The following is a 13,988-nucleotide window of genomic DNA, read 5'->3' on the forward strand; positions in this document are numbered from 1 at the left end:
TGGTAATAATGTCGATAGGTTATGTAAACTTTGTAGCAAATCTTACCATTTTGCAGTTTTTACTTGGCTTTTGAAGACTTATGTGTAGAGATAGTGAACGTTTGCTTACACTCAGCTATTTTTATGAGAAAATTGACAGTAATTTTCAACTCCATACTTTAGTATTTTTACAGGTTTTCACTTAAAACCCTTAATCAGTAAAACCGCTTCTTAGTAAAAGTTGCTTATTGAAAATAAATTAGCAAAACCACTTAGCGATATTTTTTAGAACAAGCATTTAATAATAAGCGTTTAACAGACAACATCTAACAACAACGACCTAATAAGGAAGATAAATATGAATACGGATACTTCAAACCCTAGCAATGCAGCAAATGATAAGCAAGCAATCTCTAGCGACAAACGTCCTTATGCAGTGGTTCTTTACGGAGCAACCAGCTTTGTTGGACAGATTACAGCGCACTATCTAACAGAATTTTTATCGAATGCTAAAGATAAAAATGGCGCAAACGTTACTTGGGCGATAGCCGGTCGTGATGAAGAAAAACTCAATGAGCTGCAATCTAAACTTGCTAGCAAAGTCGATATTATTATTGCTAATAGCGACGATGCGGCGAGCCTCGATAAAATGACCAAGCAAACCCAAGTTATTATCTCAACCGTTGGCCCTTATCTAAAATATGGCGAGCCTTTGATTAAATCTTGCGCGGAAAACGGTACCGATTATGTGGATCTGACGGGTGAAGCTATTTTTATCAAAGACATGATGGATAAGTACCAAGACGCGGCAAAGCAAAGCGGCGCGCGTATCGTCAACTCATGTGGTTTTGATTCTATCCCATCAGATTTGGGCGTTTACTTTACCCAGCAGCAAGCAGAAGAAAAATTTGGCAGCACCTGTGATGTGATTCATATGCGCGTCAAAGCAGCAAAAGGTGGTTTATCGGGCGGCACGATTGCCTCGATGGCGACTATCTTTGAAGAAGTCGGCCAAGATAAATCCCGCCGTAAGCAAGTAGCAAATCCTTATTTACTCAATGATGATAAAGATGCGCCAAACGTGCGCCAAGCCAATGTCAGCAAACCTGAATACGATGACGAGCATAAACGCTGGTTAGCCCCCTTTGTGATGGCAAGCATCAATACTCGCATCGTGCATCGCAGTAACCAACTGCTAGGCTATGAATATGGTCGCGACTTTAAGTATGACGAAGCAATGTGGATGAAAGATGGCCTTAAAGGTAAGCTATCAAGCTATGCGATGAGTGCAGGCTTATTAGGTTTTGCCACTGCCATGATGATTACGCCAAGCCGCGAGCTTTTATCTAAGCACGTATTGCCTAAATCAGGCTCGGGGCCTTCTAAAGAAGAGCAAGAAAATGGCTATTTTGATATTCGTCTATTTGGCCAGACCGCCGATAAAGATAACATCAGTACCAAAGTCACCGGTGACAAAGATCCTGGTTATGGCAGCACCTCGCGTATGTTGGCCCAAGCAGCATTATGCTTAGCACAGGATATAAGTAAAGAAGAGGTTGGTGGCGGTTTTTGGACGCCCGCCTCCGCCATGGGCGATAGCTTATTAACGCGTTTAGAAGCGCACGCTGGTCTTAGCTTTGAAGTCGTCGATGCTTAATAACATTCATGCTTAAAACCAAAGTAATGTGATTTTAACTAATATAGTACTGACCGCCTCTTAGTAATAAGAGGCGGTTTTTTATTGTCTATACTTTTTCGGCTTATTTTTTATCTGACAATAACCATACAGTAGTTGCACAAAATCACCTATAAACATCCATCTGTTAGACTTTTAATTTATGTACTACTGAATCAACGCTTGTTTAGTTGGTATTCTCCCCTCTAGATTTTTATAACGGCTTTAATTTGGCTTATAAAACTCTTTATCCAAATCGATCATGATAATCGCTTACTGGTTATCATGATTTTATTTTTCCTATAGATTAGATGTTAGTTATATTAAATATATAGATTCAAAATATTAAATAAATCTCGATATTTGGCTGTTATATACCTCTGTTATATACAGCACACAAAATAAGCGTCAAGTTTGAAATGCTTTAAACTGACATGATAAGACTATAAATTAAGGAATTAATTCATGAAAAAAAGTACTTTATCTTTATCGCTACTCATTGGCGCTGCACTCACTATCCCAAGTTTGGCTATGGCAGCACCTGCTGATAAAGCAGCAGCAGAAAAGCAAACGGCGGTTGCTGCAACCACACTTGAGCCTGCAAGCGAAAACACCAATAGTAAGTCAGTAGCCAATCAAGCTAATCCAATTCAAATTAGCGAAACTCAAACTATCTCAAGATCAAAGGTCAGTGTTAACAATAGCGCTAGCCAACAGCCGATGACCACTGAGCTACAAGCTGAGCAAGCGTCTATGCAAGATGCCATGCCATTACAACAAGCGGCTATGAAAAAAGCGGCTATGCAAAATCCAGAAGATGCGCTGCAGCCACAAGCACAAGATGAAATGCTAGAAGAAGAAGCTGTATTAGAAGAAGAGTCATTAGAGACAGAAGAAGACGTAGAAGTAACGGAAGATTTATAAATTATAGGTCAGACGCTTGTATGAGTAGATAAAACCTTAAAGTTCTTTATTGCTAACTGAGCTACTACCAACAAAGCTATTACCAACAAGCCAAACACTCTTAAAGGGATTCCTCCAATATATTCCCAATAAAAAAGGCAGCCATCGATGGCTGCCTTTTTTAGTTGTTTATCGTTAAATAAAACCCTTATAACCATAAACAGTCATTACTTTTTAGCTTTGGTCACGCCAGCTTCTTGTAATAATGCCCCAAGCGTACCCATTTTACTAGGTGCTTCTGCTTTCTCAGCTCTAGGCGCTTTACTGCGGTTATTGGCGCTGTCTTTATCTTGACGATTGCCACGCGGTTTTGTTGCACGCTTATCAGCAGCTGGACGGTTACTAGCTGGACGATTGCTGCGTGGACGGCTAGCCTTATCCTCATTACCTGTACCTTCTGCAGTCGACTTCGCAGCTGGGCGTACTGGTTTTTCAGACTCAGGCTTCATACTAAAGCCGATACGGCCGCGTTTTTCATCGATAGAAATCACACGTACCGAGACGATATCGCCTGGCTTAACGCGGTTCATCGGGTCAGCAACGAAGTCATTGGCCATCTGTGAGATATGAACCAGACCATCTTGATGGACACCGACATCAACGAAGCAACCAAAGGCTGTGACGTTGGTCACCACGCCTTCAAGCTGCATACCTTCGCTCAAGTCTTTAATACTATTAACGTCTTCACGGAAGTTAGCCGTTTTAAACTCAGGACGTGGGTCGCGTGCAGGCTTGGCAAGCTCTTCAATGATGGCTTTAACACTGATATTGTCATCGTTAGCAGCAAGCGCAGTGGTATCGATACTGTTTAACACACCATCGTTACCAATAACTTCTGGCAACGTTTTACCGGTTTGCTCAAGTAAGCTGTCAACCAGCGCATAGCTTTCCGGATGCACGCCTGTCGCATCAAGGGGATTGCTACCGCCATGGACGCGTAAGAAGCCCGCCGCTTGCTCAAAGGTTTTAACCCCTAAGCGTGGGACGTTCTTTAATGCTTCACGGCTATCAAAGGCACCATGCTCTTTACGATAGGTGACGATTTGCTGGGCGACATTTTTATTCAAACCAGCAATATGCGCCAAGATAGCAGGACTTGCCGTATTTACATCAACACCAACGGCGTTTACGCTATCTTGCGTGACTTTATCAAGGCTATCCGCTAATTGAGTTTGATTGACATCATGCTGATATTGACCAACGCCAATCGCTTTTGGATCAACTTTAACCAATTCTGATAGCGGATCTTGCAAGCGACGAGCGATAGAAACCGCACCGCGTACAGAGACATCTAAATTAGCAAGCTCATCACTGGCAAGCTCACTCGCCGAATAAACTGACGCGCCTGATTCATTAACGATAACGGCTTTGGCTTTTAACTCAGCGTTGGCGGCCAAAATCTCTTTAATCATCGCATCTGTTTCGCGGCTCGCCGTACCGTTGCCGATAGCGACCAAATCAACATTATAAGTACTTAATAATTCATCGATGACTTTTTTGGCTTCATCCATCTTATTATCAGGAGCGAATGGATAAACGGTTGCAACAACAGGCTTGTCTTCGCTGTCTAGCATGACATGGCCTTGGGCATCGACAATCGCCATTTTAACGCCATGACGGATACCTGGGTCGACACCTAAAATCACTTTACGGCCAGCAGGCGCTGACATGAGTAAATGCTGTAAGTTATTGGCAAATACATCAATCGCATCGGCTTCAGCAGTCAGACGTTTTTCAGTCAATAAACGATGCTCGATATGTGGACGCCATTTTTCTTTCCATAAGCTGGTCGCTGCTTCTGTCAAAAATTCTTGACGTTCTGCAGGCGCTTTGGCATCAATCTCAAAGTGCTTGACGATTTTTTCGATAAATGGAGCATCTTCGCCTTCGATTTTTAAACCCAAGACGTTTTCTTGGCGACCGCGCAGCATCGCTAATAAACGATGATTTGGCAGACGCGCCAAGCTTTCACTATGCTCAAAGTAATCTTTGAATTTTTCGCCAACTTCACGTTTTTCTTCACTAGCAACAGCAGAGACGATACTGGCCGTTTTAGCAAAGCCACTACGCAGATTATCAAGTAAATCCAACGCTTGCGTCCATTCATCAACGATGATGGCTTGTACGCCTGCCAATTGCTTGTCGATATCGCTGAAGTCGACTTCAATCTCATTACCGCTATCATCGGTAATGGTAGATTGTGCTTGATAGTCGGCCAATGACTCTGTCGGCGTAATCTCTTGCGTTAAGACCGCTTGTGCTGCCACATCAAGACCGACGGCACGTGCTTTAGCAGCCGGCGAACGGCGACGTGGACGGTATGGCAAGTAGATGTCTTCAAGCTCAAGTTTCGATGTCGCATTATCAATGCGCGTCTGCAGCTCGTCAGTTAAATTACCCTGCGTGCTTAGCAGCTCGGTAATTTTGAGGCGACGGGTTGCCATGTCACGCTCATAATTGAGCGACTTCTCTAAAGCTCGCAGCTGCGCATCGTCAAGATTCTGCGTCTTTTCTTTACGGTAACGGGCAATAAACGGAACGGTCGCGCCTTCATCGTAAAGTTTGACAAACGCATTGACTTGAGCAGTCTTAATGCCAAGCGCGCGAGCAAGCTTGTCGTGAATATTCGCGTGTGTGGTTGCATCCAAAACCTGTGCATTTGTCGAGGTTTGAGATGGCGTTAAGGTATCAGTGCTACTCATAGACGTATCAATCGTTGAGAAATGTAGTTTTGCATTATAGCAAAAGCTGCATGAATAAAAATCCTTTTTATCTTTTCGTTATTTATCGCCTGTTTTATGGCAAAAATCGTCTGATATCGTTCTTTCTAACGCCTTGTTAAACAAACGCATACAGCATTTATCCGTATCAGTGATGCAATTGCGCCTGCAATCTTATACACTAAAGTATCAAGGGCACAAATATGGCTAAGCCCTGCCATATTGAACAAAAGTCTTTATTTTTATAGGTTTTTTCGACGACTATATTTTTTATGACAACTAATGGTTTGCTAATCATGATTTACTTATCAACGGATTGATCATTAAATAACAATAAGATTTTTATCCGCGTTTTTAATGGTATTTTTATAAACGTTTTTTACTAAAAACTGCTACTAATAATAATTTTTATAAGAGGATGACTGTATGACAGATAACAACAGCCCTGACACCTTAAACCAGCGCATTTTGGTCGTTGATGACGATGCACGCTTGCGCTCTTTATTACAACGCTTTCTAGAAGACGATGGTTTTGTCGTCCGTACGGCCCATGATGGCAATCAGATGGACAAATTGATGCAACGTGAGCTGTTCTCATTGGTGGTTTTAGATTTGATGCTGCCAGGCGAAGACGGTATTAGTATCTGTAAGCGCTTGCGTGAAGACAATGGTGATATCCCGATTATCATGCTTACTGCTAAAGGTGGCGATGCCGATCGTATCGCTGGCCTTGAAGCCGGCGCTGATGACTATCTGCCAAAGCCATTTAACCCAAAAGAGCTGTTGGCCCGTATCAAGGCGGTGCTGCGTCGTCAAAATCGTGAGCTACCGGGTGCGCCAAGCCATCAGCTTGAAGTGGTTGAGTTTGGACCATGGACGCTTGATTTATCGACCCGTACCCTTAAACGCGATGGCAATGTGGTCACTTTGACGACCGGTGAATTTTCAGTATTAAAAGCTTTGGTACAGCATCCACGTGAGCCATTAACGCGTGATAAACTGATGAACCTTGCTCGTGGTCGTGAATGGGGCGCGATGGAGCGTTCTATCGACGTGCAAGTGTCACGTCTACGCCGCCTGATTGAAGACAATCCTTCACAAGCGCGTTATATTCAAACCGTTTGGGGCGTAGGTTATGTATTCGTGCCAGACGAAGCAGAAGTAGAAGCGGCCAAAAATGAGTCGTTATAAACTCATAAATGCTGCTTGCGGCTATTGATATAGTAGATTGTATTTAAAGAAAAGTTATTGCTGGGATGAATTTTTCAAAGCTTCTAGAGTACAAAGCGCACAGCAAGCGAGGAAAATTTATACCAGCACAATGCTATCTTTACAGTACTTGTTATTTTGAGCTGACTATACCTCAGATGGTTAATATTTCATCCTATTAATATCACGGGTGCAACATTGAAATCACCTATTATGCTTCAAAACATACCCTGCACCTTGGTGACAGGGTTTTTGGGTTCTGGCAAAACCACACTCATCAATCAATTAATTGCGACCAAACCAATAGGTGAACGCTGGACGTTATTAATCAATGAGTTTGGTCGTATCGGGATCGATGGCGCACTACTAGCCAGCTCACAAGATAGCCATACGACACATGACATCGCCATTCGTGAAGTGAGCGGCGGCTGCATTTGTTGTACCAGTCAGTTGCCACTACAAATCGCTCTGAGTCGCCTGCTCAGTGACCATCATCCAAAGCGGCTGCTTATTGAACCAACAGGGCTTGCCCATCCGCGTGAGCTTATCCAACAGCTGAGTGCGCCGCATTGGCAAACGGCTTTAAAGATGCAAGCGGTCATCACGGTGCTTAGTGCGCTGCAATGGCAACAAGAAAAGTATCGTGCTCATGAGGGTTTTCAGGCGCATATTCGCGATGCCGATGTTTTGGTCATTAATCGCTATACGCAATTAAGCACTGACGAAAAACAAGCGTTACAAGCATGGGTAGCCAAGCTCAATGCACAGATTTCTATTATTTGGGCAGAATCTGACAAGCAGATAACCACTCATAAGATAAATACATCAACAGGCTATTCAGCAGCATTAAGTGCACAGCTCTCCAAACCCAGTTTTGTCATCTCAAAGCAGCAAAGAGTCAATATCAATGAGCCATACAGAGCTGTTGTGGGCTTAAAGCCGCTGAGTCATTCTTTAACAGCGAATACCTTCCACAATCCTGAAAGCAATGACGATAATAAGCTTGATACAAGTGTAGAGCTGCCCTATCGTTATCATGAGCAACAGCAAGATATTCTACTGGCAGGGTGGCGACTACCAGCAGAATATGTATTAGATGCCGATAAGTTACAGGATTGGCTGTTAAAGCTGCCAAATTGGCAACGTATCAAAGGCGTTGTGCATACCTCTCATGGCTGGCTACAAATCAATTTTACTCCTGATAGCTTGTCCACAAAGACAGTGAGCGCACAAACAGATAGCCGACTAGAGATTATTTTGCAAGCAAATACTGGGCAAGAAAATGCGACAGTGGTTAAGGTAGATTGGGAAGTGTATGACCTTGAGCTGATGGCACTGATGTTATAGTTATTGATTGCATAGCCAGCTATCGGCAGTAATAGACAGATTATTGATAATTATTGACAGTAATGATAACGCTGATAAAGATAAAACCGATAAAAAAATCCCCCACTATCAAAATAATGGGGGATTTTTTATTAACGCAATTGGCTGTCTTTACTACCGCGACGATTAAATAGCTCAGTCGCCTTTGCTTCTTGTTCAAGCTCCGTTTGACAGCCAACGCAGTGCTGCACACCCGGCACGGCAATACGCCGCGCTTCTGGAATCGGGTTGCCGCATTCATCACAGAACTCAGCACTTTTACCCGTTGGCAGCGCACGCCGTGCCCGCTCTAACGCATCGTTGACAGTCGCATCCATTTGCTCATGCTCTGCCCCATCTCTTGACCAGCCACCTGCCATAATCCCATCCTATTTTTATTAACGATATTTAAATCATAATTTATAAAAGTCTTTAATAACAAATAGATGGGGTTATAAGTCGCTTATTTCAATAAATACGCAATTTTATAAATACTATTAATAGTTATAAAAATTCTAAGCAATAGGATTACAGCTGCTTATTAATCTTTTGGTTGGAGCTCAACCACTTGACCGCGCACACCGATGCTCTCATCACTCATCAAAAACACATAACCGCCCATAATATCTTCCGGGGTTTTAAGGCTCATCGGATTTTCCCCGGGAAAGGCATGGGCGCGCATATTGGTACGGGTACCACCAGGATTGATACAGTTAAAGCGCAAGTTAGTGGTATTCTGCGTTTCTTGGGTAAAGATATCGCTCATGCCTTCTACCGCTTGCTTAGAGAGTGCATACGCGCCCCAAAACGCGCGAGGGTGAGTACCGACGCTACTAGAAGTAAAGACAATCGAACCATGTGCTGCGTCCTTAAGTAAAGGAAGCAGCGCTTGTGTGAGCATAAAGGTGGAGGTAAAGTTGACCTTCATCACTTGGGCAAACATATCAACATCGTACATCTCAAGGGGCGTCAAAGCCCCAAGCATGCCCGCATTATGCAAGATGCCATCAAGCTGACCGACTTCTTTAGCAATCAGATTTTCTAGCTTTTGCATCTCAGCATAGGTTGCGCCCTCTAGATTCATCGGTAGCATGGCTGGCTGCTTACCGCCAAAGCTCTCAATTTCATCATAAACGTATTCAAGCTTACTGCTAGTACGCCCCAACAATAATACCGTCGCGCCATAGCGCGCATAGGTTAAGGCGGCGATACGCCCGATACCATCACCGGCACCCGTTACCAAGATAGTTTTACCATCTAAACAGTCATCAGGCGGTATAAAATTACGAATATCGTCGTGCGATACAGCTGGCACAGAAGCTTGCGCCGCTGATGGCATCTGTTGTTGGCTAGTAGGCTGATTAGTATTGTCACTCATGGCATTACTCACTGCTTATTATTTAATAGGTAGGGTGCTTAATAGCTATTTCGTTAAATGGTTTATTTGCTTTATAAATAGTCAAACTTGCCAGAAGAAAGCAATAACTTATTCAAGTCTGCAGGGGTTTCGGTAATATAATCTGCGCCCCATTTCTTCAGGTTTTTTTGATCTTCAGGCGGAATATAACCGTAAGCGGCTAAGATAGTCGGCATACCTGCAGCCTTGCCAGCTTCGATGTCGCGTATATGATCGCCGACATAAAGCACGCTTTCAGCGGCACCGCGCGGTATAGAGAGTCTTTCTAATGCTGCATACATAGGCTCTGGATCGGGTTTAGAGCGCGATACATCATCTGGACACACCAGTACCGAACAGCGCTCGTCTAACTGCATTTTTTCTAATAACTGCTCAGCGAGATAGCGCGGCTTATTGGTCACAATACCCCATGGCACGCTTTTCTCTTCTAATGCGCGCAGCACTTCTTCAAGCTCATCAAAAACACAACTATCGACACATATTTCCGCTTCATAATCGTCTAAGAACTGCTGACGAAACTCCAGTAACTCAGATTCGCTGACCTCAAGTTGATCGTTGTGGCGCAGCATCAGCTGTACCATCGCCGAGGCACCGGCAGAGACTTGCTCACGAATTTCGGCTTCAGGTGGCGCTTGCCAATCATTTTCGCCGCTCATTTTACCAATAATGCGGACGAAGTCAGCGGCAGTATCGATTAATGTGCCATCAAGGTCAAACAAGACAGCTTTTACAAATTGGCTCATAACAGGCGCTCTTAATATTAATTTAAAACATTGATTTAAAAAGTGGTCAAAAAGGAATACTTATAAAAGACGATTTACGCCAGTGGCTTTTGTACCGCCATCATATAATTAACATCGACGTTTTGTGCCAACCAATAACGCTTGGTCAACGGATTATAATGCAGTCCAATGATGTCTTGGCGGGTAAAGCCTGCCGTTATCGCCATTTTATCCAACTCAGCTGGGGTGATAAATTTGGCGTAATCATGGGTGCCGCGATCAAGCAGGCGCAACACATACTCTGCCCCAACGATGGCAAATAGGTACGATTTAGGATTGCGGTTAATCGTCGATAGCACGCAAATGCCGCCCGGTACTAATAGTGTAAAGCACGCCTCGACGATGGCAGCTGGGTCTGGCACATGCTCAAGCATCTCCATACACGTCACGACATCAAATTGACCAGCATGGGTAGCGGCTAACTGTTCAATAGGAATATGCTGATAACGCAAGGTATCATCTAAGTTGCTTTGCTCAGCATGTAAGGCCGCCGCTTTTAGATTTTCGGTACCGAGGTCAATACCGGTCACATCAGCGCCGCGACGTGCCATTGATTCTGCCAAGATACCGCCGCCGCAACCGACATCAAGGACTTTTTTAGCCGCCAAGCCCATCTCTGCCGTTTTACTGCTATCAGCACTCATAAAGCCACGCTTCACGTTTTCTTCTATCCAGTTAAGGCGTAGCGGATTGATTTCGTGCAAAGTAGCAAAAGCGCCAGTTTTATTCCACCACTCGCTTGCCAAGTTATTGAATTTTTCCACTTCGCTGGCATCGACATTGATAGCAGTATTTTGGTTAAAGTCACTAGCAGCAGTATTGGTATCTGGCTCGTTATTTGCGTAATCGTTTGAATCGTTGTTTGACTGATTATTCACAGGCTGGGCAGAAGATGAAGCTTGGCTCATAGGGTTTTTCCTTTATGGGTATTATAGTTATTATCGTTTATAGGCATGCTGACATGCTCAATAGCAGTATGCCCAATATTAGCATGAGAGCGGCGACTTTGTCGTGAGTACATCGTCACCGATTGTGAATCGCGGCAGTAAATACTTAAATTTTAATAAACACTTACGCGCTATGATTATTATTAAGCAGCAGACTTTTATACAAGCTGAAAATATGAAACTGTTTTATAACTTTAAATGTTTTTAATAAGTCTTTCTTAATAAGCCTTAGTAAATAAGCACCTTTCTCTATGATAAAACTTAATGGCTGTCAGCTTAAAACTAGCAGCTTAAAAATGATAAGTAAGATACCTTAAATAATAGCTCACAGCTTTACAACCGTTAGTTAAGAATCGGGTTCACAAGTGCGGGCATTTTACGCTATTATAGTCCGTACTCTATTATAGGTCGATTTAGCGAAGACAATTTAGATAATGCATTGTCGTTTATCTACTTTAAACCCTATATAAATGCGCTAAGCAACTTTTGATCTGAAAATTTGCACCAAACATTTTAAATTTTGACACCTCAAGGAACAAGTATGAAACGTATCATCGCATTGACTGGTCTGGCTTGTGCTATTGGGCTGGCCAATATGGGCGCACAAGCCGCCAATTATGTCGCAGGAAAAGATTACCGTGTGCTAGACAACCCAGAAAAAATCAGCGGTGATGCTATCATTGTGCGTGAATTTTTCTGGTATGGCTGCCCGCATTGTAACGTCCTAAATCCGCACATGGAAAAATGGGCAAAAACCAAAGATAAAGATGTGGCATTCTTTAAAACCCCAGCAGCGCTTAACCCAGTTTGGGAAGCCAGTGCCCGTGGTTTTTATGCCGCGCAATTACTAGGCTATGAAAACAAGACCCATGATGCGCTATTTGATGCGGTACATAAAGACGGCAAGCAATTATTTGACCAAGCGTCATTGAGCAAATGGTATGCATCACAAGGCGTCAACGAAAAGAAATTTAACAGCCTATATAACTCATTTGCGGTTGGAACAAAAATTGGTCGCTCACAAGCAGGTGCCAAGCGTTACCAGCTTTCAGGCGTACCAGCGGTTGTTGTCCATGGTAAATATGTGGTGACCGGCGAAAGCGCTACCGTCCCTAAAGTAGTTGATTATCTGGTCGATAAAGTACGTGCAGAGAAAAAATAAGTCAGTCTGCACAATTGATTAACCAGTATTAGTTTATAGAAAAATATAAAAAGCCAATCATCACTGATTGGCTTTTTTATGGGTCGTTATTATGAACGGCAACGCCGCTTTATAGCCAGTATAATTGGCTACATTTTTAGCTGTGACAATATCGCCACTTCCCGAATATAACTGGCCAAATCCTCTTTAGACTCTGCCATCAGCTCATCGTCTTGCATATGCTTGGCGTACTCAATCCAAAGCAGCAGCTGATACATACTATTGCGCTCAGAGGCTTTATATTGTTTAACAAACTGCTTAAGCGTGCCTTCATCATTGATATTTAAGCGCTCAAACCAACTCTCGATTTTAGAAACTTGCTCTTTTGGGAAAAAGGCATCAAACAAGGCTTTGACCAATTCATGGCGGTTTTCTTCACTGATAAGTTTACCGACACGCTTGGTTTGGCGATTACGCGCATTGGCACTGGTGATATCAGCAAGCGCCATCAGCTCCGCCATAAAGTAATCACTTGCTGGCAGGTTTTTGAGCTGTTTTTTCGATAAGCTGGCAAGCGGTATCGACAATGCTTGCAAGCGCTCATGAGCTTTTTTAAGCTCTGTGCGCGAGACGCGCATATCATGTTCTGACCAGTCAATCATAAAAGCTTTCCATTTTTCGAGATAATAAATAATAGATAGTAAATAATAAAGTTAATGCATTTTTGCCATTTATACTTTGCAGCTTATAAATTTTAGCTACAAAGAAAGCATTACCAACGATTCTTTTCGCGGTGTTTAGCAACAACGGTCAAGCCTTCAGGCAGGCCAGCGGTCAGCTTATCTTGCAAATGCTTGGTGATAAATACCGAGCGATGTTTGCCGCCGGTGCAGCCGATAGCAACCGTGACCGTATGCCGGTTGTTATGTAAAAAATCAGGTAACCAACGATTAAGAAATTTTGCGATATCTTCAGTCATCTCAGCAACTTCTGGATAATCGGCAAAAAATTCAGCCACCTCAATATCAAGACCGGTCGCAGCTCGTAGCGTTGGGTTCCAATGCGGATTGGGCAAAATGCGCACATCAAAAACAAAATCTGCATCAATTGGGCTGCCGTATTTAAAGCCAAACGATAGCAGGTTAATCACTATTTGATTATCAACCCCAACATAATCACGCAAGCGCTCTTTTAACTGATGGATATTCAGCATAGTGGTATCGATTTTGACATCCGCATGCTTAAATATCGGCTGCAAAAGCTGAATCTCTCTTTCAATCGCTGCTGGCAGATTATAAGTGGTATTTTCTATGCCTTTAGTATCTTGCACCATCAGCGGATGAATGCGGCGGGTAGCATTAAAGCGCGCCACCAAGGTTTCTTCTTGCGCCGTCACATATACCACGGTGACTGCCTCTTCGCCATATCTCTGCTTTAACGCATCATGTGTTTCAGCAAAATTGGACAAATCCGCACGTGGCGTACGAATATCGACACCCAGCGCGATGCGTTTAATCCCACTATCACAGACCAGTTTTTGCGCCGCTTCAGGAACCAATGACAAAGGTAAATTATCAATAGAATAATAGCCCAAATCTTCTAAGATATTAAGTACTGAAGTTTTACCTGAACCTGAGCGCCCTGATACTACCAAGATACTTAGTCTATCTTTATTTTCTACTTTCGCGTTTATAGGCTTTGCTAAATTGTCATTTGCCTGTGCTTGCTTGTCGTCCTTACTTGCACTCATGATCCGTCATCCTAATAATTGCGTCTGGCGAATTACTCTG

General features: G+C 43.2%; 12 protein-coding genes. 5 read left to right on the forward strand and 7 right to left on the reverse strand.

The features are described 5' to 3' along the window. Positions 1-337: 337 nt before the first annotated feature. Together JMX50_RS08750 and JMX50_RS08755 are read left to right on the forward strand one after the other, a co-directional pair. On the forward strand, positions 338-1,636 hold the full coding sequence (locus tag JMX50_RS08750; protein WP_201629249.1) for a saccharopine dehydrogenase family protein: 1,299 nt from the start codon (positions 338-340) through the stop codon (positions 1,634-1,636). Positions 1,637-2,119: 483 nt separating this feature from the next. Further along, on the forward strand, positions 2,120-2,578 hold the full coding sequence (locus JMX50_RS08755; protein ID WP_201629250.1) for a hypothetical protein: 459 nt from the start codon (positions 2,120-2,122) through the stop codon (positions 2,576-2,578). A 206-nt stretch (positions 2,579-2,784) separates the two neighbouring features. Here JMX50_RS08755 and JMX50_RS08760 read toward each other — a convergent pair whose 3' ends face one another. Beyond that, complete coding sequence (locus JMX50_RS08760; RefSeq protein ID WP_201629251.1) at positions 2,785-5,319, reverse strand: Tex family protein; 2,535 nt, start codon at positions 5,317-5,319, stop codon at positions 2,785-2,787. Positions 5,320-5,763: 444 nt separating this feature from the next. Here JMX50_RS08760 and ompR point away from each other — a divergent pair, with 444 nt between their 5' ends. Together ompR and JMX50_RS08770 are read left to right on the forward strand one after the other, a co-directional pair. Then, entirely contained in the window at positions 5,764-6,528 is a 765-nt protein-coding gene (ompR, locus tag JMX50_RS08765) for a two-component system response regulator OmpR (RefSeq protein ID WP_201565950.1), read from the forward strand. 231 nt (positions 6,529-6,759) lie between these two features. Then, positions 6,760-7,893: a CobW family GTP-binding protein gene (locus JMX50_RS08770; RefSeq protein ID WP_201629252.1), complete on the forward strand. Its 1,134-nt coding sequence runs from the start codon at positions 6,760-6,762 to the stop codon at positions 7,891-7,893. A gap of 131 nt (positions 7,894-8,024) precedes the next feature. On the opposite strand, the gene JMX50_RS08775 is transcribed toward JMX50_RS08770, so the two are convergent. The 4 genes from JMX50_RS08775 to ubiG form a co-directional block, all read right to left on the reverse strand. Further along, positions 8,025-8,291: a DksA/TraR family C4-type zinc finger protein gene (locus tag JMX50_RS08775; protein WP_183619498.1), complete on the reverse strand. Its 267-nt coding sequence runs from the start codon at positions 8,289-8,291 to the stop codon at positions 8,025-8,027. Positions 8,292-8,452: 161 nt separating this feature from the next. Beyond that, on the reverse strand, positions 8,453-9,250 hold the full coding sequence (locus JMX50_RS08780; RefSeq protein WP_201564389.1) for a YciK family oxidoreductase: 798 nt from the start codon (positions 9,248-9,250) through the stop codon (positions 8,453-8,455). Positions 9,251-9,360: 110 nt separating this feature from the next. Continuing rightward, a complete protein-coding gene (locus JMX50_RS08785) occupies positions 9,361-10,071 on the reverse strand; it encodes an HAD family hydrolase (protein WP_201629253.1) in 711 nt (236 codons plus the stop codon). A gap of 74 nt (positions 10,072-10,145) precedes the next feature. Continuing rightward, the gene (ubiG, locus tag JMX50_RS08790) at positions 10,146-11,018 is read right to left on the reverse strand and encodes a bifunctional 2-polyprenyl-6-hydroxyphenol methylase/3-demethylubiquinol 3-O-methyltransferase UbiG (protein WP_201629254.1); all 873 of its coding nucleotides are present in this window, start codon (positions 11,016-11,018) and stop codon (positions 10,146-10,148) included. A gap of 580 nt (positions 11,019-11,598) precedes the next feature. On the opposite strand from ubiG, the gene JMX50_RS08795 reads away from it, so the two are divergent. Continuing rightward, on the forward strand, positions 11,599-12,219 hold the full coding sequence (locus JMX50_RS08795) for a thiol:disulfide interchange protein DsbA/DsbL (RefSeq protein WP_183619492.1): 621 nt from the start codon (positions 11,599-11,601) through the stop codon (positions 12,217-12,219). Positions 12,220-12,347: 128 nt separating this feature from the next. On the opposite strand, the gene yjgA is transcribed toward JMX50_RS08795, so the two are convergent. Both yjgA and rapZ read right to left on the reverse strand, forming a co-directional pair. Next, positions 12,348-12,860 carry a ribosome biogenesis factor YjgA gene (gene yjgA, locus JMX50_RS08800; protein WP_201564375.1) on the reverse strand — a complete coding sequence of 171 codons (513 nt, stop codon included), beginning with the start codon at positions 12,858-12,860 and terminating at the stop codon, positions 12,348-12,350. Between the two features lie 110 nt (positions 12,861-12,970). After that, positions 12,971-13,948 carry an RNase adapter RapZ gene (gene rapZ / locus JMX50_RS08805; protein ID WP_227670993.1) on the reverse strand — a complete coding sequence of 326 codons (978 nt, stop codon included), beginning with the start codon at positions 13,946-13,948 and terminating at the stop codon, positions 12,971-12,973. Positions 13,949-13,988 lie beyond the last annotated feature (40 nt).

Source organism: Psychrobacter maritimus (assembly GCF_904846345.1).
In the GTDB taxonomy this organism is placed as follows: domain Bacteria; phylum Pseudomonadota; class Gammaproteobacteria; order Pseudomonadales; family Moraxellaceae; genus Psychrobacter; species Psychrobacter maritimus.